Here is a 19,966-nt window from a genome sequence, read left to right as displayed (position 1 = left end):
CGCCGAGTCGGCGCGATGTTGCAGCCTGTACGCCGAGTCGGCGCGATGTTGCAGCCCGCGGGGGCCGACCACCGTGCAACATTGCGCCGACTCGGCACGGGCCGTGCAACATTGCGCCGACTCGGCACGGGCCGTGCAACATTGCGCCGACTCGGCGTTCAGGGGGTGGGTCTGCGGACCAGCCAGACGCGGTCGTAGCCGTCGAGCGCCTCGCGCCGCGCCTCGACCCAGTCGGCTCGGTCGACCTCCGGGTAGAACGTGTCGCCCTCGGGCGTGAGGTGGACCTCGGTGAGCACCTGCTCGTCGGCGAGGGGCAGCGCGTCCTCGTAGACCAGCGAGCCGCCCACGACCATCACCTCGCCGGGGAGGTCGTCGGCCAGCGCGAGGGCCGCCGCGAACGACGGCGCGACCAGCACGCCCTCGGCGCTCCACGACGGGTCGCGGGTGAGGACGATCGTGGTGCGCCCGGGCAGAGGTCGCCCGATCGAGTCGTAGGTCGCGCGCCCCATGACCATCGTGTGCCCCAGCGTCGTGGCCTTGAAGTGCGCGAAGTCCTCGGGGATGCGCCACGGGATGTCGCCGGAGGCACCGATGACGCCGTTGTCGGCGACCGCCGCGACCATCACGACGCGCTTGCCGCCGGGAGTCACTGCAGCATCATGCGGGTCGTCATACGGCGATCGGTGCCTTGATGCCCGGGTGCGGGTCGTAGCCCTCGACCGCGACGTGCTCGAGGTCGAAGGCGTCCAGCGCCGTCACCGAGGGGTCGAGCACCAGCCGCGGCAGCGCGCGCGGCTCACGCGTGAGCTGCAGCCGGGCCTGGTCGACGTGGTTGGAGTAGAGGTGCGCGTCGCCGAGGGTGTGCACGAAGTCGCCGACCTCGAGCCCGGTCACCTGGGCGACCATGTGGGTCAGCAGCGCGTAGGAGGCGATGTTGAACGGCACGCCGAGGAAGATGTCGGCGGAGCGCTGGTAGAGCTGGCACGACAGTCGGCCCTGGGCGACGTAGAACTGGAACATCGTGTGGCACGGCGCCAGCGCCATCCGCGGGATGTCGGCGACGTTCCACGCGGAGACGATGTGGCGGCGCGAGTCGGGGTCGCGGCGGATCTGCTCGACGACCTGGGCGATCTGGTCGACGTGACGACCGTCGGGCGTCGGCCACGAGCGCCACTGGTAGCCGTAGACGGGCCCGAGGTCGCCGTCGGCGTCAGCCCACTCGTCCCAGATCGTGACGCCGCGGTCCTGGAGCCACTTCACGTTGGTGTCTCCCCGGAGGAACCACAGCAGCTCGGCGAAGACCGAGCGGGTGTGCACCTTCTTGGTGGTCACGAGCGGGAAGCCGTCGGTGAGGTCGAAGCGCATCTGGTGGCCGAAGACGCTGCGCGTGCCGGTGCCCGTGCGATCACCCTTGTCGACCCCCTCGTCGAGGACCCGCGTCAGGAGATCGAGGTACTGCTGCATGAGCCCAACCTACCGTCCGGGGACGGGTCAGAGGGCGACCGTCCCGACGACCGTCGTGAGGGTGTCGCCGCCCACCCAGACCGCGCGAGAGGGCCCGTCGCCCAGGACGTCGACGTGGACGCGACCCCGGCGGCCCATCACCGTGCCCTGCGACGCGACGTACGACGTGGGCAGGCGCGAGCCCGCCAGCCACTGGGCGATCCCGGCGTTGAGGCTGCCGGTGACCGGGTCCTCCACCACCCCGAGCCCGGGGCAGAACGCACGGACCTCCGCGACCGCACCGTCCCCGGCTCCCTGCGGATAGAGCCCGACGACGCCGACGTCGAGGTCGCCGAACAGCGCCAGGTCGGGGCGTACGGCGAGCACGGCGTCGGCGTCGCGCAGCAGCACCCCGACCCAACCGGGGCCGTTGTCGATCCACGCGGCGTCGACGACCTCGTCCACGCCGATCGCCAGCGCCGCAGCGATCCGCGCCAGGTCGGCGTCCTCCACCGGACCCGAGCGCAGCAACGGCGGGGCGGCGAACGCCAGCCGCTCCCCACGCCGCACCGGCACCAGCCCGGCACCGCACTCCTGCACGACCGTGTCGGCCACCGCTGGCTCTCCCCCGGCCTCGAGCCAGGCGTGCGCGCTGCCGAGCGTCGGGTGGCCGGCGAAGGGCAGCTCGCCGCCCGGGGTCCAGATCCGCAGCCGGTAGTCGGCGTCCGGCGTGGTCGGTGCCATCAGGAACGTGGTCTCCGACAGGTTGGTCCAGCGCGCGAAGGCCGCCATCTGCTCGTCGGTCAGGCCGTCGGCGTCGTGGACCACCGCGACCGGGTTGCCCAGCAGGGGCAGGGGCGAGAAGACATCGACCTGGCGGAAGGCGCGCACGCCGTCACGCTACTGGGCCGATCTCTACTGGGCCAACGCCCACGTCGTGCTGCGCGGGAAGGTCAGCACCACCTCGCAGGCCGTCGCGAACCCCGGACGGGGAGCGGTGCAGGAGGTCAGCTGGAGGCTGCCGGCGTTGGACAGGCGCGGCCCGTCGTCGGGGTCGGGCTGCGCCAGCTCCACGAGGTAGGTCGCCGCGCCGTCGACCTGCAGGTGCGCGGCGTAGACGGTGTCGGTGGTGGACAGCCCGGTGTGGAGCTCGGCCTGCGAGCCCACGTCCCACAGCCGCAGCGTGCCGACCTCGCTGACGGGGTTGATCGTGCGCGTCAGCACCAGCTCCCCGTCGGGCGACAGCTCCGCACCGACCCCGGGCACGGTCACGATCTCGTCCTCCGCCTCACGCGGGCTGGCGACGCTCACCGCACCCTCGTCCTGGCGCGCCACGGCACCGCTCGCGACGTCGAGCACCTTGGGCGCCGCGAGCTCGACCTCCCCACCCTCCTCGACGTCGAAGGCGTAGTTGCGCCCCTGGGTCACGTAGTAGACCGTCCCGCCGTCGAGCCCGACCACGTCGATGTCCTCGTCGTCGGGCAGGGCGACCGTGCCCACCACCTGTCCTGCGTCGAGGTCCCACACCCGGAGTTCCGGGCGGCCGGTCTGGTCGACCCACGCGACCAGTCGCTCCTCGGCGGAGACCTGGAAGGTGCCGTCGAGCCGCTGCTTCCCGATCGACGTGCGCGCCCCCTCGAGGTCGACGTGGACGATCTCCCCCACGGCGTCGGTGTAGACCGCCCCGTCGTCCACCTCGAAGAACGTGCGCAGCGCCTCGATCCGGAGCTCGACCTCGGCGAGGTGGAGGACGTCGTCGGAGTACCACCCGACCGGGGCGGGGTTGCTCGCGCGCTCCACGGGCACGTCGGCCAGCAACGGGACCGGCTCGGGTCGGGTGCCCCACCAGGTCGCGCCACCGACCACGACGGCGAGCACGGCGACGACGGCGCCCGCCGTGACCGTCGTACGACGCACGCGGGCGCGGCGGTCGGCCCGCTGCTCGGTGGCCACGTCAGCGAGCACGAGCGGGGTGACGTGGAGGGACTCGGAGACGCGGCGCAGGGAGTCGTCCGACGGCGCGGGACCGAGCTCGCGCCCGAGCACCAGCTCGACCTGCTCGGTCGCGAGGCCGGCGACCGACCGCAGGACCAACGCGGCCCGGTCGACCGGCCCGAGGGTGTCGAGCGAGGCGGAGAGCGTGGGCCACTGCGGGTCGAGCGGCCACCCGTCGTCGGGGGCGTCCGTCGCCCACCAGGCAGACCGGTCGTCGCGGCGGACGTCGAGCAGCGTGCGGAAGAGGTGGACGTCGAGGTCACCGAGCTCGTCTCGCCGGCCCCACCCTGCGCGCAGCAGACCCAGGGTCGAGCGGGCCAGGCGGGGGGCGACGTCGGGGCGGGAGCCGAGCAGGACGGTGGTGCGCACCAGGGTGGTCCAGCGCGCGACGGCGTAGGCCTCGAAGTCGCCCTCGTCGCGCATGACTGTCGCTCCTCGGTCCCCTGCACCACGACCCAGGCCGTGAGCGCGGCGCTGTCCCTCCCACGGGCTGCCCTGTCGTCAGGGTATTCGGAGCCCTCGACCCGGCGGATGCCTCGGGCCGCTCCCGTCAGCCGGGGCTGACGCTTCCGGTCACGAACTGGTGGATGTAACCACAGGCAGCGCAGGTGACGGCCTGACCGCTCTTGTTGAACCCGCTGTTGGCGAGGCCCGACGTGATGATCGTGATGGATCGCTCGGTGAAGCGGTCACCGGCGCACACGACGCAGGTCAGAGGGCGGTCGAGGACTCGCATCGGGGTTGGTTCTGGACGTCCCATGGGTGGTCCTCTCCGGGGCTCCGTGCTCTCGATCTGGGTCAGCACGCACCGTGCACACCCGACGTGACCGTACAAGTGGCCGACCCCGACGCCGTGGCGGACACGGCCCTGCGACGGCGCGACGCTAACGGCGTGAGGGCAGGGTGGTGGCCGAGCCCGTCGGGCCTGACGGGCTCTCGGTCCCCTGCGCCACGACCCAGGCCGTGAGCGCGGCGGTGTCCCTCCCCCGGGCTTCCCTGTCGTCACCGTAGGAGGAGGCCTCGACCTCGTGGATGTCCTCACGGATGCGCAGCGCCTCGCGCAGGACGCGGTGGAAGCGCTCGGGATAGGCGCCCAGCCCCCACCGGCCGGCGCGCGACTTGGTGGTCATCTCGCCGGTGACGAGCAGGTGGTGCAGGCGCGTGACCCCCAGGACGCACCAGCAGCACGCCTCCTCACGGGCGCCCTCGGACGGCATCGCGGTCAGGGCCTCGGCGCTGCCGCGCCAGTAGGTGTCGAGGTTGGCGCGCGTGAAGGCGAGGAGGACGGCCTGCGAGGTCCACACGCCCAGCTCGGCGATGGGCGGCCCCGCGACGCGCACCCCGTGCCGGGCGAGCTCGTGCCAGACCACGACGGCCTCGTGGAGGACTCCCTCGCCCTCGAAGAGCCTGCCGAGCACGATCGGCACGTCGGGGCAGTCGGCCGGGTCGCCGGTGAGGTCGGAGGCCAGGACGTGCACCCCGTCGAAGGCCACGTCGGGGTGGGCCGCGGCGACCTGCTCGTGCGCCACCCGCAGCGCCTCGACCGCAGCCCGGTCCGGCCGGTGGGCCAGGGTCGCGACGAAGTCGACGTCGCTCTGCCCCGGGACCCACTCCCCGAAGCCGGTGCCGCCACGCAGGTAGAGCCCCGTGACCAGGCCCGGCGGCGCCACGCGCAGGAACGTCGCGCAGACCTCCGAGACCTGCTCAGGGACCGGGGCAGGGATCACGCGTGGAGCGACATCGGCCCGTAGACGACGCGGTCGACCTCGAGCAGCGTGACGCCGTCGACGCCCTGCTCGGCGAGCTCGGCATAGAACTCACCGACCCAGGACTCGGCGTCGGCCTGGCTCGCGAAGCGCTGGCCGGCGTAGTCCTCGGAGACGGTGACCTCGGTCCCCTCCTTGTCCTCGAGGCGCCACCACCACGGCAGGTCGGCGGTCGAGGGCGGGCGGAAGGTGGGCGGCTGGTCGGGCAGGTTCATGACTCCCTCACCGAGGTGTCGACGAAGGGGGGCTTGGTGAGCTGGAAGATCTCGCGGCGTCCGCGGACGTCGACCCTCACCTCCGCCTCCGGGTGGATGTCGGAGGGCAGCAGCGCGAGGCCGATGCCCTTCTTGAGCGTCGGGGAGAAGGTCCCCGAGGTGATCTCGCCGAGCATCACGTCGGGCGTGAGGCTGACCATCATGTGCGGGCGTGGGATGGCGCGACCGGTGGAGACCAGGCCGCGCAGGGTGCGCTTGGGACCGGCCGCCTTCTCGGCGAGCAGCACCTCGCGCCCCCAGAAGGCCTCCTTCTTCCACCCGACCGCCCAGCCGAGGCGGGCCTCGTTGGGCGTCACGTCGAGGGATATCTCCTGGCCGTGGAGGGGATAGCCCATCTCGGTGCGCAGGGTGTCGCGGGCCCCGAGGCCGCAGGCGAGCATGTCGTACGCCGCGCCCGCGGCGACGAGTGCGTCCCACAGGGACTCGGCGACCTCGTTGGCCGCGATCAGCTCGTAGCCGCGCTCGCCGGTGTAGCCGGTGCGGCAGACCACGACGCCGCTGCCGTCGTGCTCCGCCTCGGTGAAGCTCATGTAGTCGTGGCCGACCGGCAGGCCGACCGCCCTCAGCACCTCGTCGGAGTGCGTCCCCTGGACGGCCAGCACGACGTAGTCGCGGTGGTGGTCCGCGACCGTCACGCCCTCGGGCGCCGACGCCGCGAGCCGTCGTACGACCTCGGCGGTGTTGGCGGCGTTGGGCACGAGGAGCACGTGCTCGTCGTCGCGGTAGTAGACGATCAGGTCGTCGACGACACCGCCCGTGACGTCGTCGCAGCACAGCGTGTACTGCGCCTGTCCCGGACCGATCTTGGCCAGGTCGTTGGTCAGCGTGCGGTTGACGTAGTCGGCGGCTCCCGGGCCGGTGACCATCGCCTTGCCGAGGTGGCTGACGTCGAAGATACCGACCGAGGTGCGCACGGCGGTGTGCTCCTTGACGACGCCGGAGGAGTACTCCAACGGCATGGACCACCCGCCGAACTCGGCGAACTTGGCGCCCAGCGCGACATGTCGGTCATGGAGGGGCGATCGCAGGAGCTCGGCCATGGCCGCGAACCTACCGCAGCCCCTGCGAACCCTTGCGGGGTGCGGGTTAGTCTGCCGCGGTGACCACGACCTACACGCTGCGCAGCGCCAGCCCCGCCAAGACCCGAGCCGACGCGGTGGTGGTCGGCGTCCTGTCCACGGACAAGGGACCGCAGCTCGCGCCCGGCGGCGAGGACGTGGCCAAGGCCTACGGCCGCAAGCTGGCCCCGCTGCTCGCGACCCTCAGCGTCAAGGGCAAGGCCGGCGAGCTGGTCAAGGTCCCCACGAGCGGCACGATCACCTCGCCGCTGCTGGTCCTGGTCGGCCTGGGCGACGAGGCCACGCCCGCCTCCGTGCGCCGTGCCCTCGGCGGCGCCGTCCGCGCCGTGACCAACGCCGCGTCGGTCGCGGTCGCCCTGCCGGCCGACTCCCCCGAGCTGGTGCGCGCCCTGACCGAGGGCGCGATGCTCGGCGCCTACACGTTCACGACGTACAAGAAGGAGACCAAGGACGACGCCCCCGGCGACGTCGTGCTCCTGTGCCCCAACCCGCGTCGCAAGGAGATGACCAGCGCCTTCGAGGAGGCGCAGGTCGTCGCGCGCGCCGTCGCCCAGACCCGCGACTGGGTCAACACGCCTCCCGGCGACCTGACGCCCCCGGTCTTCGCGGACGCGGCCGTGGCGTCGGGCAAGGAGTGGACCAAGGGCCGCGGCGGCCCGAAGGTCACCGTCACCGTGCTCGACGAGAAGCGCCTCGCCGAGCTCGGCTGCGGCGGCATCCTCGGCGTCGGCGCGGCCTCGGCCGCTCCCCCGCGCCTGGTCGAGATCACCTACGCCCCCAAGGACGCCCGCTGCCACCTCGCGCTGGTCGGCAAGGGCATCACCTTCGACTCCGGCGGCCTCACCATCAAGCCGGCCCAGGGCATGGGTGAGATGAAGAGCGACATGTCCGGCGCCGCCGCCGTCATCCAGGCGACCTTCGCCATCGCCGCGCTCGGCCTGCCGATCAAGGTCAGCACCTTCGCCGCGATGGCGGAGAACATGGTGTCCGGCTCCGCGATCCGCCCGGGCGACGTCATCACGCAGTACGGCGGCACCACCGTCGAGATCCAGAACACCGACGCCGAGGGGCGTCTCGTCCTGGCCGACGCACTCGGCCGCGCCGCCGAGCAGGAGCCCGACGTCCTGCTCGACGTCGCCACGCTCACGGGCCACATGGTGCTGGCGCTCGGCGACCGTGTCGCGGGCGTCATGGGCACCGACGAGATCGTCCAGGGCGTCATCGCCGCCTCGGAGGTCGCGGGCGAGGACCACTGGCCGATGCCGATCCCCGAGGGCATGGTCGAGCGGGTGAGGGGCAGCAAGATCGCCGATCTCTCCCAGCACGACTGGGTGCGCTGGGGCGGTGGTCTCTTCGCCGGTGCGTTCCTGCGCGAGTTCACCCACGGCCTCCCCTGGGCGCACCTCGACATCGCCGGCACCGCCTTCAACTCCGGCGGCCCCCGCGGTCACCTCACCAGCGGCGGCACCGGCTGGGCCGTCACCACGTTGGTCGACTACGCCCGCGCGCTGTCCGCCGAGAAGTAGCCTGCAGCGGGGTCGCTGGTCGAGCCCGAGGCGGGGTCGCTGGTCGAGCCCGAGGCGGGGTCGCTGGTCGAGCCCGAGGCGGGGTCGCTGGTCGAGCCCGAGGAGCGCAAGCGACGAGGCGTCGAGACCATGCACGCCGACCACCAAGCTCAGCCGTGCGGCGTACGGCGTGTCCCCACCCAGGCGAGCACCTCACCGAGGTCTCGACGCCGACTCGCCGCGCTCGCCGGGCTCGACCAGCAAGCAACCACGGATCACTGCGGTCGATCACACGCACCTGGTGCGTGCGATCCACCGCAGTGTTCGGAGGTCGAGCCCGAGGAGCGCCAGAGACGAGGCGTCGAGACCCCGCACGCCGACCACCAACCTCAGCCGTGCGGCGTACGCCGTACCCCCACCCAGGCGAGCACCTCACCGAGGTCTCGACGCCGACTCGCTGCGCTCGCCGGGCTCGACCGACGAAGGGCCAGCCAGCACCCACGCATCCGTGCGGCTAGTAGCCGCGCTCCTTGCGCTGCTGCTTCTGCCGGCTGTTGTAGTCGCGCATGCGCTGCGGGATGCCGACCACGGCGGCGTCGTAGGACGGCACCTGGTGCTTGTTGGCGAAGTCGTGCGCCCAGTTGATCGAGGGGACCCGGCGTCGGGTCCATTCGCCGTCGTGCGCGACGAGGAGCAGGGTCACGTCGCTGACCGCTGTGCGTGGCTCGACGAACCCCTCCACACCGCGGCGCGCGGTGACGAACTCGTGCAGGTGCGCCTCGTCGACCTTGTCGGAGGCGCGGACCCGCGTGGAGCCCGTGCGGAGTCCGTCCTTGGCCGGCTTGCTCATCCGCATGCCCGACCCGCGGCGGAAGCGGTCCATGAAACCCATGTGACCAGTTTGCCCCTTCGACGGTCATCTCGCGCGCAGGACCCCTCGCGAGGGGGTCGTGGCGACTCGCGGGTGGCCGCGCTGAGGCCGGTGTTGTCACGCGCGCCAGAAGTGCAAGGATGGGACGCGCATCGGTGACTATGGAGGGACCAGCGTGGCAGAGGCGGACTTCGACGTTCTCATTCTCGGGGCGGGATCCGGGGGCTATGCCTGTGCCCTGCGCGCAGCCCAGCTGGGCCTGTCCGTGGGTCTCGTCGAGAAGGGCAACCTGGGGGGCACCTGCCTCCACGTCGGCTGCATCCCCACCAAGGCCCTTCTCCACGCCGCGGAGGTCGCCGACAGCGCCCGGGAGTCCGAGCAGTTCGGTGTCCGGGCGTCGTTCGACGGCATCGACATGCCCGGCGTCAACGCCTACAAGGACGGCGTGGTCTCGCGCCTCTTCAAGGGGCTGGCCGGCCTCATCAAGTCGCGCGGCATCACCGTGATCGAGGGCGAGGGCAGGGTCACCGGCCCCCGCGAGGTCACGGTCGACGGCACGACCCACACCGGTCGTCACCTCGTCCTGGCCTCCGGCTCCTACTCCAAGTCCCTGCCCGGCCTCGAGGTCGACGGTGAGCGGGTCCTGACCTCCGAGCACGCACTGCGCCTCGAGCGGGTGCCCGCATCGGTGATCGTGCTCGGCGGCGGTGTCATCGGCTGCGAGTTCGCCAGCGTGTGGCGCAGCTTCGGCGCCGAGGTCACGATCATCGAGGCGCTGCCGCGCCTGGTCGCCGTCGAGGACGAGGCGTCGTCGAAGGCCCTGGAGCGCGCGTTCCGCAAGCGCAAGATCGCGTTCCGCACCGGCACCTCCTTCCAGAGCGTGACGACCACCGACGACGGCGTCGCGGTCACCGTCGAGGGGGCCGACGGTCAGCAGAGCGTCATCGAGGCCGAGCTGCTGCTCGTCGCGGTCGGTCGCGGTCCGAGCACCGCCAGTCTCGGCTACGAGGAGATCGGCGTGGCGATGGAGCGCGGCTTCGTGCTCGCCGACGAGCGCTGCCGCACCAACGTCGAGGGCATCTTCGCCGTCGGCGACATCGTCCCGGGGCTCCAGCTGGCCCACCGCGGCTTCCAGCAGGGCATCTTCGTCGCTGAGGAGATCGCCGGCCTCGACCCGCAGCCCATCGACGAGCTCGGGATCCCGCGCGTGACCTACAGCCACCCCGAGATCGCCTCGGTCGGCCTCAACGAGGCCGACGCCGTCGAGACCTACGGCGCTGACGGCATCGAGAGCATCACCTACGACCTCGGTGGCAACGGCAAGAGCCAGATCCTCAAGACCCAGGGCTTCGTCAAGCTCGTGCGTCAGAAGGACGGGCCCGTGGTCGGCGTCCACCTGGTCGGCGACCGCGTCGGCGAGCTCATCGGCGAGGCCCAGCTGATCTACAACTGGGAGGCCCACGCCGAGGACGTCGCTCCTCTGCTGCACGCCCACCCCACCCAGAACGAGGCTCTCGGCGAAGCGCACCTCGCGCTCGCCGGGAAGCCGTTGCACGCTCACTCCTGATCCCCACCACCAGCGCGTAAAGGAAGTCCATGGCCACCGAAGTCAACCTCCCAGCTCTCGGCGAGTCCGTCACCGAAGGGACCGTCACCCGCTGGCTCAAGCAGGTCGGCGACACGGTCGCCGTCGACGAGCCCTTGCTGGAGGTCTCGACCGACAAGGTCGACACCGAGATCCCCTCCCCCGTCGCCGGCACCCTGCTGGAGATCAAGGCCCAGGAGGACGACACCGTCGAGGTGGGCGCGATCCTCGCGGTGATCGGTGACGAGGGCGAGTCCGCCGGCGACGCCGACGAGACCGCCGAGCCCGAGGCACAGCCGAAGGACGAGGGCGAGGCCGAGAAGAAGGCCGAGCAGGAGGAGGAGATCGTCGAGGAGACCGGCGACCTCCCCGAGGGCGACGAGACCCCCGAGGCCGACAAGGAGCAGCCGGCCGCGTCCGGTGGCTCCGACAGCGGGTCCGGTGGATCGGGTGGCGGCTCCGGCACCTCCGTGACGCTGCCCGCGCTCGGTGAGTCCGTCACCGAGGGCACCGTCACCCGCTGGCTCAAGGCCGTCGGCGACGACGTCGCGGTCGACGAGCCGCTGCTCGAGGTCTCCACCGACAAGGTCGACACCGAGATCCCCTCCCCAGTCGCCGGCACCCTGCTGGAGATCAAGGTCGAGGAGGACGAGACCGTCGAGGTCGGAGCCGAGCTCGCCGTCATCGGCTCGGGCGACGCCGCCCCCGCCGCGCCGGCCAAGGAGGAGAAGGCCCCCGAGCCCGAGCCGGAGCCGGAGCCGGAGCCCGAGCCGGTCAAGCAGGAGGCTCCCGCCCCCGCAGCCAAGAGCGAGCCGGAGCCCGCCAAGGCCCCGGAGCCCGCTCAGGAGAAGGCCACGCAGGAGGCGCCGTCCAACGACAGCGCCGGCTACGTCACCCCGCTGGTCCGCAAGCTCGCGACCCAGCACGACGTCGACCTGTCGAGCATCACCGGCACCGGTGTCGGCGGGCGCATCCGCAAGCAGGACGTGCTCGACGCCGCCAAGGCCAAGGAGGCACCGGCCGCTGCTCCCGCAGCCGCCGCTGCTCCGGCCGCCGCAGCCCCCGCGCCGTCGGCCGCGCCGTCGCCGCTGCGCGGCACCACCGAGAAGATCAGCCGGCTGCGCAAGATCATCGCGGAGCGGATGCTCGACTCGCTGCACTCGGGAGCCCAGCTCACGCAGGTCATCGAGGTCGACGTCACCCGCATTGCCCGGCTGCGCGAGAAGTCCAAGGCCGACTTCCTGGCCCGCGAGGGCGTGAAGCTGTCCTACCTGCCGTTCTTCGCCAAGGCCTCGATCGACGCGCTCAAGGTCCACCCCAAGCTCAACGCGACGATCGACACCGACGCCGGCACGATCACCTACTACGACGTCGAGAACCTCGCCTTCGCGGTCGACACCGAGAAGGGGCTCATCACCCCGGTCGTCAAGGACGCGGGTGACCTCTCGATCGCGGGCCTGGCCAAGAAGATCGCCGATGTCGCCGAGCGCACCCGCACCAACAAGATCGGCCCCGACGAGCTCGGCGGTGGCACGTTCACGATCACCAACCTCGGCAGCGTCGGCGCCCTCTGGGACACGCCGATCATCAACAAGCCGCAGGTCGCCATCCTGGGCCCGGGCGCGGTCGTCAAGCGCCCGGTCGTGATCGACGACCCCGACCTGGGCGAGACGATCGCGGTGCGCCACATGGTCTACCTCGCGCTGACCTACGACCACCGCCTGGTCGACGGCGCCGACGCGGGTCGCTTCCTGCAGGACGTCAAGAAGCGCCTCGAGGCCGGCCAGTTCGAGGTCTGACCCACCCACCGGAGGCCCCCGCACGAGCACTGCTCGAGCGGGGGCCTCCGTCGTCGCTCCCCTTGGCGGTGATGGGAGGCTTGCGCCATGGCTTCCCCCCAGGCACCCCTGCACGTCGTCCTCGCCGGCGGCTCCGGCTTCCTCGGCACCCACCTGCGCGCCGACCTCGTGCGCCGGGGCCACACGGTCACCTCGCTCGTACGACGGGCCCCGAGCAGCACCGCCGAGTCCACCTGGGACCCCTACGCCGGTCAGGTCGACCGCGCCCTGGTCGCCGACGCCGACGTCGTGGTCAACCTGGCCGGCTCCCCGACCGCGGGCAACCCGCACTCGAAGAAGTGGGCCCGCGAGCTGCGCGAGAGCCGCGTGACGACGACCCGCGTGCTGGCCGAGGCGATCGCGGCCGCCGAGCAGCCCCCGGCCTTCCTCGCCGGCAACGGCATCTCCCACTACGGCGACCACGGCGACCAGGTCCTCACCGAGTCCGCCGACACCCGCGGCCACGCGCTGCTGACCGACGTGACCCGTGAGTGGCAGGCGGCCGCCGACGCCGCCGTCGACGCCGGCTCCCGGGTCTGCGTCCTGCGCACCGCTCCCGTGATGGACCGCCGTGCCGCGCCCCTGCAGCAGCTGCGCCTGCTCTTCAAGGCCGGACTCGGTGGCAAGCTCGGCGACGGCAAGCAGCACATGGCGATGATCTCCCTGCGGGACTGGGTCGGCGCCGTCTCCCACCTCGTCGAGCACCCGACCGCGTCGGGGGCGTTCAACCTCTGCTGCGTCGAGACCCCGACCAACGCCGAGTTCACCCGCGCCCTGGCCAAGGCCCTCCACCGTCCGGCCTTCGCCACCGCACCGAAGGCGATCCTCAAGGTGGCTGCCGGTGAGATGGGGCCGGAGATCCTCGGCTCGCTCAACGTGCGACCGGCCGCGCTCGAGGCCGCGGGCTACGTCTTCGCCGACCCCGATGTGCACGCCGTGGTCGCCTCAGGCCTGGCCGCCCGCGACTGACACCCCGGCGACCCGCCACCTGCCGGCGGTGCGCCAGAGGGTGACGCGCCGCTCCGTGACCGCGCCCACCGGCAGCACCCAGCGGCGCGCACCGGCCGTAGCGGTGGCGTGGACCAGCCGCTCGCTCACCGCCACGGTGATGCGCCGGGGCGCCCGGGCCACCACCCGGCCGCGGAGCACCTGCACCTCGAGCCTGTCGACCCTCAGCCCCCGGTCGAGCCACCGGCGCAGCATCGCCACGTCGCGCTCACCCGCCCGCGACCCCCGCACGTAGAGCGCCCTCAGCCCCGCCGTGTCGCCCACCGCCCAGGCCTCGGCCCGTCGGCGATCCCACTCCTGGAGCACCGCCACGGGCGACACCCCGGCCGCCACGTCCGCCCGGACCGACACCGACCCGGCGGCCGGACGCGCGACCGTCGGGTCCGTCGTACAGGCGGAGACGGTGGCGAGCGCCACCAGCAGCACGGCGAGGCAGGGCACTAGTCGGGGCAGGAGTCGGGTCATCCCTCACTCCTACCGGCTCCCGACCGACGGCGCGACCGCTCCTCCACAGGCAGCCCCGCTGACCTCCTCGGCGCCGGGGTAGCCTCGAGCACGTGAGTGAGCTGCGCTTCGAGCAGGTCGGCCTGGGAGCCGACGCGGTCGACTACCTCGCGGCGTGGGACCTCCAGCGCGAGGTGCACGCGGGCGTGGTCGAGGGCAGCCGTCCGCCCACGGTGCTGCTCCTGGAGCACCCGCCCGTCTACACCGCCGGCAAGCGCACGGCCCCGGGCGACCGGCCCGCCGACCCCGGTGGCGCGGCCGTCATCGACGTCGACCGCGGCGGGATGATCACCTTCCACGGCCCCGGCCAGCTCGTCGGCTACCCCATCGTGCGTCTGCCCGACCACGTCAAGGTCGTCGACTACGTACGACGGGTGGAGGAGGCCCTCATCCAGGCCTGCGGCGAGCTCGGGGTCACCACCGCCCGCGTGCCGGGTCGCTCCGGCGTCTGGCTGCGCGCCGACGACCGCGGTCCCGAGCGCAAGGTCGCCGCCCTGGGCATCCGGGTCAGCCGTGGGGTGACGATGCACGGCTTCTCGCTCAACTGCGACGTCGACCTCGGGTGGTACGACCGCTTCGTCCCGTGCGGCATCGCCGACGCCGGCGTGACGACCCTCAGCCACGAGCTCGAGCGCCCCGTCACCGTCACCGAGGTCCTCCCGGTCGTGGAGCGCCACCTCGCGCGCTACCTCGCCTGGGACGCCTACGTGCCGACCCCCGACTTCGACGCCCGGCCCGAGCCGGGACGCACGCCGCGCATCACTCTGCTCACGCCCTGAGGCGTGTCACGCCGCTGACACAACCTTTTCGTCTGTTGTGATCGTCTCCCTCGGGACGGACGGAGAGACACGGCACATGAGTGACCTGGTGATCGAGACAACGGGCCTCCGCAAGGAGTTCCGCAGCAGACGAGGCGGCCTGCGCGTCGCCGTGCAGGGCCTGGACCTCGCGGTCCCCCGAGGTGGCGTGCACGGATTCCTCGGCCCCAACGGGTCCGGCAAGACGACGACCATCCGGATGCTGCTCGGCCTCGCCCGCGCCAGCAACGGGTCGATGGAGCTCTTCGGCCACCCGGTGCCGCAGGCGTTGCCGGCCGTCATCGACCGCGTCGGTGCCGTCGTGGAGTCCCCCAAGTTCTCCCCCAACTTCAGCGGCCGGCAGAACCTCCTGCTCCTAGCCCGCACCATCGGTGCGCCGACCAGCCGCGTCGACGCGGCGATCGAGACCGTCGGCCTCACCGGGCGCGACCGGGACCGCTTCAAGTCCTACTCGCTCGGCATGAAGCAGCGCCTGGCCATCGCGGCCACCCTGCTCAAGGACCCCGAGCTGCTGATCCTGGACGAGCCCACCAACGGCCTCGACCCGGCGGGCATCCGCGAGATCCGCGACACCATCCGAGACCTCGGCGAGCGTGGGGTGACCGTGCTGCTGAGCTCCCACATCCTGGCCGAGGTGCAGCAGGTCTGCACCTCCGCGACGATCATCGGCAACGGCAGGCTCCTGGCCTCGGGCCGTGTCGACGAGCTGCTCCAGGGCGGTGCCTCCGCGTTGCGCGTCGAGGTGCCCGATCCCGTGGCCGCCCGGTCGGTCCTCGAGGGCGCCGGCTTCGCGGTGACACCGGCCGTGTCCGACGAGCCGGGGCTCCTGGTCGAGTCCGAGGCGCCGGCCGACGTGACGCGGACGCTCGGCGAGGCCGGCATCTGGCTGACCGCCCTCACCCCCGTACGACGCGACCTGGAGTCGGTGTTCCTCGAGCTGACCGAGGCCGACACCCTCGGCCACGAGCACGCCGACCGTCCGACGCAGGGCGGTGCCGCATGAGGCGCCTCCTGCTCGTCGAGCTCACCCGCCTGCGCTGGCGCCGTGCGGTCCTCCTGCTCCTCCTGGCCGTCGTGGTCCTGCCCGTGGTGTTCGGGGTCGCCCGTGCGTGGAGCACCCAGCCGCCCTCCGACGCCGAGCTCGCCCGGGTCGACCAGCAGGTCGCCGAGGAGACCGCGCGTCCCTACGTCCAGAAGGAGCTCGACCGCTGCGTCGCCAAGCCGCAGCGCTTCGGCCTCCAGGCCGACGACCCGGACCTGCAGGCCCAGTGCGAGTCCTTCGTGCTCCCCCAGCGCGAGTGGTTCCTCTACTTCGAGACCCTCGACCTGGCCCAGGAGCGCGACGAGACCGGTCTGGCCGTGGTCGCGCTCGTCTCGGTCCTGCTCCTGCTCGCCGGCACCACCCTGGTCGGTCACGACTGGGGCAGCGGGTCGATGAGCAACCAGCTGCTCTTCGAGACCCGGCGCACGCGGGTGTGGACCGCCAAGGCGCTGGTCGTCTTCGCGGTGTCCGTCGTGCTCTCGCTGGTCGTCTTCTCCGGCTACTGGCTCGCGCTCTGGGCCGTCGCCCGCTCCCGCGACCTGCCCGCCACCACCGAGATCCTCGTCGACTGCCTCCAGGACGGCCTGCGCGGCGCCCTGGTGGCCGGCGGGGCGGCCCTGGGCGGCTATGCCCTCACCATGCTCTTCCGCAGCACGGTGGCGACGCTGGGGGTGCTCTTCGCGGTCGCCGTCGCCGGCGGGGCGCTGATCGCCGTGCTCGGCATCGACGAGCAGTTCCAGCCGCAGACCAACATCGCGGCGGTGGTGCTCGACGGCGCCGACTACTACGTCTCGGTCCCCGACGAGTGCTACACCAACCGCCCTCCACAGGGTGCGGTGTGCGACGAGGAGAAGGTGCTCCCCGCGCGCAACGGCGCCCTCTACGTCGGCTCGTTCCTGGTCCTGGCGGGTGCCGCGTCGGTGGTCTCGTTCCACCGTCGCGACGTGCCCTGACGACGACCTCACGTCGAGTTCGCCTGCCTGTGGGAGCGGCGTACAGTTGCGGGAGTGACCACTGCTCCTGTCCCTGAAGGCCGCAAGCTCCTCCGTCTCGAGGTCCGCAACGCCGAGACCCCCATCGAGAAGAAGCCCGAGTGGATCAAGACCCGGGCCAAGATGGGCCCCGAATACAAGGCGCTCCAGAGCCTGGTGAAGTCCGAGGGACTGCACACCGTGTGCCAGGAGGCCGGCTGCCCCAACATCTTCGAGTGCTGGGAGGACCGGGAGGCGACGTTCCTCATCGGCGGTGAGCAGTGCACCCGTCGCTGCGACTTCTGCCAGATCGACACCGGCAAGCCCGACCCGCTCGACCGCGACGAGCCGCGCCGCGTGGCGGAGTCCGTGCAGAAGATGCAACTGCGCTACGCCACCATCACCGGCGTCGCCCGCGACGACCTCCCCGACGGCGGGGCCTGGCTCTACGCCGAGACCGTCCGGATGATCCATGAGCTCAACCCCGGCATCGGCGTGGAGAACCTGATCCCCGACTTCAACGGCCAGCCCGACCTGCTCCGTGAGGTCTTCGAGTCGCGTCCCGAGGTCCTGGCCCACAACGTCGAGACCGTCCCCCGGATCTTCAAGCGGATCCGTCCCGCGTTCCGCTACGACCGCTCGCTCGACGTGATCACCCAGGCCCGCGACTTCGGCCTGGTCACCAAGTCCAACCTGATCCTCGGCATGGGCGAGACCCGCGACGAGGTCTCGCAGGCCCTGCGCGACCTCCACGCGGCCGGCTGCGAGCTCATCACCATCACGCAGTACCTCCGCCCCTCCGCACGGCACCACCCCGTCGAGCGGTGGGTCAAGCCGGAGGAGTTCGTGGCGCTGCGTGACGAGGCCGACGAGATCGGGTTCTCCGGTGTCCTGTCCGGCCCGCTGGTCCGTTCGTCCTACCGGGCCGGGCGCCTGTACCGTCAGGCGATGGACGCCCGCGAGGGCATCACGACCTCCGTCACCCCCGCCACCGTCTGACGACACGACGTCGTCAGCCCGAGTCGACAAGGCAGCACCGCTCCATGGCCAAGAAGGACAAGGCTCAGCCCACCGACCCCTCCGAGATGGGTCGTCGCCAGCAGATCGTGGCGACCTACAAGATGACCAAGCAGACCGACAAGCGCATCGGTCTGTGGATGCTGGGGTCGTTCCTGCTCTTCGGCGCCCTCGGCTTCGGGCTCTTCTACATCCTGCCCGGCAGCGGCACCATCGGCCTGGTCATCGCCATCGTCGGCGGCCTGATGCTCGGCCTCCTGGCGATGATGATCGTCTTCTCGCGTCGCGCCCAGCGCACCGCCTACGACCGCATGGCCGGCCAGCCCGGCGCCGCCGCCAGCGCGCTCACGCTGCTCAAGCGCGGCTGGAAGTCCGACCCGGTCATCGCCTTCACCAAGCAGCAGGACGTCGTGCACCGCGTGGTCGGCCCTCCGGGCATCGTCCTGATCGGCGAGGGCAACCCCCACCGCGTGCGTCAGCTGCTGCTCAGCGAGCGCCGCAAGCACGAGCGGGTCGCCTCCGAGACGCCGATCCACGAGGTCGTCGTCGGCTCCGAGGAGGGCCAGGTCCCGCTGGCCAAGCTGGTCCGACACGTCACCAAGCTGGGCCGTCAGGTCAAGCCCGCCGAGATGACCGACGTCCTCAACCGGCTCAAGGCCCTGGACGCCAACCGCTCCGCGATCCCCCTGCCGAAGGGCCCCGTGCCCAACAGCATGAAGGGGATGCGCGGCAACATGCGCGGCCGCTAAGGGCCGTTGGTCGAGCCTGTCGAGACCTAGGCGCCCGGCATCTGCATGATCTGCGAGGCGTCGGGAGCGACGATCTCGACCGGCTCGCCCCAGTTGTCGTAGGTGGCGACCAGCTCGCCGCCGACGTCGCCCAGGTCGCTCTGCATCCGGCGCAGGTTGCCCTCGTCGTCGAACCACAGGTCGTAGGTGAAGGTCTCCGGCACCGATCCGGTGGGCAGGGAGCCGAGATCGGTGCCCTGCTCGTCGAGCAGGGTGCTGGAGTCCAGCACGAGGCTGTAGTGCTCCAGGCCGTCCTCCTCCCCGACGTACGTCGCCGCGGTGATCGCCTTCTCAAAGGTCTCGAACTGCGCACCGATGTCGAGCTGGTCGCTGAGGTCGCCGGCCGGGTTGGCGGGGTCGTCGAGGGCGGTCTTGGTGAACTTGTCGCCGAAGATGTTCTGGTAGATGAAGCCGTCGACGATGATCGTCTGGATCGGCTTGGGCGCCTGCGGCACGTCGATCGAGATGGCCATGGACAGCGGCGTCGTCGAGAAGTCGATGACCCCGGTCGACTCGAAGCCGCCGTCCCCGCCCCCGCCGATGGACTGCGCGACGGTCGCGGTGGTCGCACCCTCAAAGGCGGTCTTGAAGACATCGGCCATCTCGGAGGCGTCGATCTCCTCACCGGCGGTCGGAACGGCCTCCTCGGTGTCCTCGCTCTCCTCAGCGCCCACGTCCTCGCCCCCGTCGGACTCGCCGACCTCGTCTGGCGCGCTGGAGCTGGACGAGTCTGCGGCGGCGTCGGAGCCCGACGTGTCGTCACCGCCTCCACAGGCAGCGAGGCCGGTGAGGGCGAGGGTCAACGTCGCGGCGGACGCCGTACGACGGAGCAGGGTGAGCGACATGGGGGCGCCTTTCGAGGGGTGGGTGCCCTCAGGCTAGCGATCCGGAAGGCGACTGACACCCGGCCCAGACCACTCGGCGGGTCGCTCAGGCCGGGCGCAGCAGCCTGTTGAACTCGTCGATGGTCACCGTCGCCGTGCCGGCGAGCACGTCGTGCAGCCCGCGCCCGTCGGGCCGGTAGACCAGCGCCGGGATCACCAGGGCGATCAGCACCTGGCGCAGCAGGGTCTTGAGGGGGTTGAGGGGCCGCAACCGTCCGTCGGCCGGGACCACCCGCAACCGCGTGGCGAGCTTGCCGAAGGAGCCGCCCAGCAACCAGGTGAACACCGCCGACTCGAGCACGTAGACGAGCAGGACGTAGAGCTGCGCGCTGCTGCCGGGCTCGGCGTAGTCGGCAAGGCCGACGAAGACGATCACCACGAGGGTCGAGGCCACCCAGTCGACGAAGAGGGCGAGGACACGACGCGCCCAGGAGGCGGTCTCGAAGCCGGCAGTCACCACGGCGCCAGGCTAGTAGCGCGCCCATGACGGTCTCGCGAGTGGGCCACCTGTTACATCGCAGAAACATTACCGATACCGTCGCGTCACGGCCCGTTCGTACGTTGCGGGCATCACTAT

General features: G+C 71.8%; 21 protein-coding genes. 9 read left to right on the top strand and 12 right to left on the bottom strand.

Annotated elements, in window-relative coordinates; genetic code table 11:
- Positions 1-158: 158 nt before the first annotated feature.
- From AAG827_RS06635 to gcvT, 8 genes are all read right to left on the bottom strand, one after another.
- Entirely contained in the window at positions 159-623 is a 465-nt protein-coding gene (locus AAG827_RS06635) for a dihydrofolate reductase (RefSeq protein ID WP_341925120.1), read from the bottom strand.
- 46 nt (positions 624-669) lie between these two features.
- Positions 670-1,464, bottom strand: coding sequence for a thymidylate synthase (locus tag AAG827_RS06630; protein WP_341925090.1), 795 nt, complete (start codon positions 1,462-1,464; stop codon positions 670-672).
- Between the two features lie 27 nt (positions 1,465-1,491).
- Complete coding sequence (locus AAG827_RS06625) at positions 1,492-2,334, bottom strand: PhzF family phenazine biosynthesis protein (RefSeq protein ID WP_341925089.1); 843 nt, start codon at positions 2,332-2,334, stop codon at positions 1,492-1,494.
- A 24-nt stretch (positions 2,335-2,358) separates the two neighbouring features.
- Positions 2,359-3,861, bottom strand: a complete 1,503-nt coding sequence (locus AAG827_RS06620; protein ID WP_341925088.1) for a hypothetical protein — start codon at positions 3,859-3,861, stop codon at positions 2,359-2,361.
- A gap of 127 nt (positions 3,862-3,988) precedes the next feature.
- On the bottom strand, positions 3,989-4,174 hold the full coding sequence (locus AAG827_RS06615) for a hypothetical protein (RefSeq protein WP_341925087.1): 186 nt from the start codon (positions 4,172-4,174) through the stop codon (positions 3,989-3,991).
- A gap of 148 nt (positions 4,175-4,322) precedes the next feature.
- A complete protein-coding gene (locus AAG827_RS06610) occupies positions 4,323-5,165 on the bottom strand; it encodes an aminoglycoside adenylyltransferase domain-containing protein (RefSeq protein WP_341925086.1) in 843 nt (280 codons plus the stop codon).
- On the bottom strand, positions 5,162-5,419 hold the full coding sequence (locus AAG827_RS06605) for a hypothetical protein (RefSeq protein ID WP_341925084.1): 258 nt from the start codon (positions 5,417-5,419) through the stop codon (positions 5,162-5,164). The genes AAG827_RS06610 and AAG827_RS06605 overlap by 4 nt, the downstream gene beginning before the upstream one ends.
- Positions 5,416-6,519, bottom strand: coding sequence for a glycine cleavage system aminomethyltransferase GcvT (gcvT, locus tag AAG827_RS06600; RefSeq protein ID WP_341925083.1), 1,104 nt, complete (start codon positions 6,517-6,519; stop codon positions 5,416-5,418). Before gcvT ends, AAG827_RS06605 begins: the two co-directional genes overlap by 4 nt.
- Positions 6,520-6,578: 59 nt before the next feature.
- On the opposite strand from gcvT, the gene AAG827_RS06595 reads away from it, so the two are divergent.
- The gene (locus tag AAG827_RS06595; RefSeq protein ID WP_341925082.1) at positions 6,579-8,084 is read left to right on the top strand and encodes a leucyl aminopeptidase; all 1,506 of its coding nucleotides are present in this window, start codon (positions 6,579-6,581) and stop codon (positions 8,082-8,084) included.
- 493 nt (positions 8,085-8,577) lie between these two features.
- On the opposite strand, the gene AAG827_RS06590 is transcribed toward AAG827_RS06595, so the two are convergent.
- A complete protein-coding gene (locus AAG827_RS06590) occupies positions 8,578-8,955 on the bottom strand; it encodes a hypothetical protein (RefSeq protein WP_341925081.1) in 378 nt (125 codons plus the stop codon).
- 154 nt (positions 8,956-9,109) lie between these two features.
- Between AAG827_RS06590 and lpdA the strand changes: the two genes are divergently transcribed.
- The 3 genes from lpdA to AAG827_RS06575 all read left to right on the top strand — a co-directional run bounded on the left by lpdA (position 9,110) and on the right by AAG827_RS06575 (position 13,326).
- A complete protein-coding gene (gene lpdA / locus AAG827_RS06585; RefSeq protein WP_341925080.1) occupies positions 9,110-10,501 on the top strand; it encodes a dihydrolipoyl dehydrogenase in 1,392 nt (463 codons plus the stop codon).
- A 29-nt stretch (positions 10,502-10,530) separates the two neighbouring features.
- A complete protein-coding gene (gene sucB, locus AAG827_RS06580; RefSeq protein WP_341925079.1) occupies positions 10,531-12,318 on the top strand; it encodes a 2-oxoglutarate dehydrogenase, E2 component, dihydrolipoamide succinyltransferase in 1,788 nt (595 codons plus the stop codon).
- An 87-nt stretch (positions 12,319-12,405) separates the two neighbouring features.
- The gene (locus AAG827_RS06575; RefSeq protein ID WP_341925078.1) at positions 12,406-13,326 is read left to right on the top strand and encodes a TIGR01777 family oxidoreductase; all 921 of its coding nucleotides are present in this window, start codon (positions 12,406-12,408) and stop codon (positions 13,324-13,326) included.
- On the opposite strand, the gene AAG827_RS06570 is transcribed toward AAG827_RS06575, so the two are convergent.
- Positions 13,303-13,830: a hypothetical protein gene (locus tag AAG827_RS06570; RefSeq protein WP_341925077.1), complete on the bottom strand. Its 528-nt coding sequence runs from the start codon at positions 13,828-13,830 to the stop codon at positions 13,303-13,305. The genes AAG827_RS06575 and AAG827_RS06570 overlap by 24 nt on opposite strands.
- A gap of 92 nt (positions 13,831-13,922) precedes the next feature.
- Here AAG827_RS06570 and lipB point away from each other — a divergent pair, with 92 nt between their 5' ends.
- The 5 genes from lipB to AAG827_RS06545 all read left to right on the top strand — a co-directional run bounded on the left by lipB (position 13,923) and on the right by AAG827_RS06545 (position 18,466).
- On the top strand, positions 13,923-14,648 hold the full coding sequence (gene lipB, locus AAG827_RS06565) for a lipoyl(octanoyl) transferase LipB (RefSeq protein WP_341925076.1): 726 nt from the start codon (positions 13,923-13,925) through the stop codon (positions 14,646-14,648).
- A 76-nt stretch (positions 14,649-14,724) separates the two neighbouring features.
- A complete protein-coding gene (locus AAG827_RS06560; RefSeq protein ID WP_341925075.1) occupies positions 14,725-15,690 on the top strand; it encodes an ABC transporter ATP-binding protein in 966 nt (321 codons plus the stop codon).
- Positions 15,687-16,682, top strand: coding sequence for a hypothetical protein (locus AAG827_RS06555; RefSeq protein WP_341925074.1), 996 nt, complete (start codon positions 15,687-15,689; stop codon positions 16,680-16,682). Before AAG827_RS06560 ends, AAG827_RS06555 begins: the two co-directional genes overlap by 4 nt.
- 54 nt (positions 16,683-16,736) lie before the next feature.
- On the top strand, positions 16,737-17,699 hold the full coding sequence (lipA, locus tag AAG827_RS06550) for a lipoyl synthase (RefSeq protein ID WP_341925073.1): 963 nt from the start codon (positions 16,737-16,739) through the stop codon (positions 17,697-17,699).
- 44 nt (positions 17,700-17,743) lie between these two features.
- Complete coding sequence (locus tag AAG827_RS06545; RefSeq protein ID WP_341925072.1) at positions 17,744-18,466, top strand: DUF4191 domain-containing protein; 723 nt, start codon at positions 17,744-17,746, stop codon at positions 18,464-18,466.
- A 26-nt stretch (positions 18,467-18,492) separates the two neighbouring features.
- Here the strand turns inward: AAG827_RS06545 and AAG827_RS06540 are convergent, their stop codons facing one another.
- On the bottom strand, positions 18,493-19,350 hold the full coding sequence (locus AAG827_RS06540; protein WP_341925071.1) for a hypothetical protein: 858 nt from the start codon (positions 19,348-19,350) through the stop codon (positions 18,493-18,495).
- Between the two features lie 85 nt (positions 19,351-19,435).
- Positions 19,436-19,849, bottom strand: a complete 414-nt coding sequence (locus tag AAG827_RS06535) for an RDD family protein (protein ID WP_341925070.1) — start codon at positions 19,847-19,849, stop codon at positions 19,436-19,438.
- Between the last annotated feature and the right edge of the window lie 117 nt (positions 19,850-19,966).

The organism is Nocardioides psychrotolerans, assembly GCF_943371775.1.
Lineage (GTDB): Bacteria > Actinomycetota > Actinomycetes > Propionibacteriales > Nocardioidaceae > Nocardioides > Nocardioides psychrotolerans_A.
Note: the sequence above shows the minus strand (reverse complement) of the source record. Positions and strands in the feature narration are given on the sequence as shown.

Coding starts and splice junctions, on each gene's coding strand:
- AAG827_RS06635 (WP_341925120.1), bottom strand. CDS start 623: ATGGTCGCGGCGGTCGCCGACAACGGCGTCATCGGTGCCTCCGGCGAC.
- AAG827_RS06575 (WP_341925078.1), top strand. CDS start 12,406: ATGGCTTCCCCCCAGGCACCCCTGCACGTCGTCCTCGCCGGCGGCTCC.
- AAG827_RS06570 (WP_341925077.1), bottom strand. CDS start 13,830: ATGACCCGACTCCTGCCCCGACTAGTGCCCTGCCTCGCCGTGCTGCTG.
- AAG827_RS06620 (WP_341925088.1), bottom strand. CDS start 3,861: ATGCGCGACGAGGGCGACTTCGAGGCCTACGCCGTCGCGCGCTGGACC.
- gcvT (WP_341925083.1), bottom strand. CDS start 6,519: ATGGCCGAGCTCCTGCGATCGCCCCTCCATGACCGACATGTCGCGCTG.
- AAG827_RS06605 (WP_341925084.1), bottom strand. CDS start 5,419: ATGAACCTGCCCGACCAGCCGCCCACCTTCCGCCCGCCCTCGACCGCC.
- AAG827_RS06630 (WP_341925090.1), bottom strand. CDS start 1,464: ATGCAGCAGTACCTCGATCTCCTGACGCGGGTCCTCGACGAGGGGGTC.
- sucB (WP_341925079.1), top strand. CDS start 10,531: ATGGCCACCGAAGTCAACCTCCCAGCTCTCGGCGAGTCCGTCACCGAA.
- AAG827_RS06545 (WP_341925072.1), top strand. CDS start 17,744: ATGGCCAAGAAGGACAAGGCTCAGCCCACCGACCCCTCCGAGATGGGT.
- AAG827_RS06540 (WP_341925071.1), bottom strand. CDS start 19,350: ATGTCGCTCACCCTGCTCCGTCGTACGGCGTCCGCCGCGACGTTGACC.
- AAG827_RS06555 (WP_341925074.1), top strand. CDS start 15,687: ATGAGGCGCCTCCTGCTCGTCGAGCTCACCCGCCTGCGCTGGCGCCGT.
- AAG827_RS06560 (WP_341925075.1), top strand. CDS start 14,725: ATGAGTGACCTGGTGATCGAGACAACGGGCCTCCGCAAGGAGTTCCGC.
- AAG827_RS06590 (WP_341925081.1), bottom strand. CDS start 8,955: ATGGGTTTCATGGACCGCTTCCGCCGCGGGTCGGGCATGCGGATGAGC.
- AAG827_RS06615 (WP_341925087.1), bottom strand. CDS start 4,174: ATGCGAGTCCTCGACCGCCCTCTGACCTGCGTCGTGTGCGCCGGTGAC.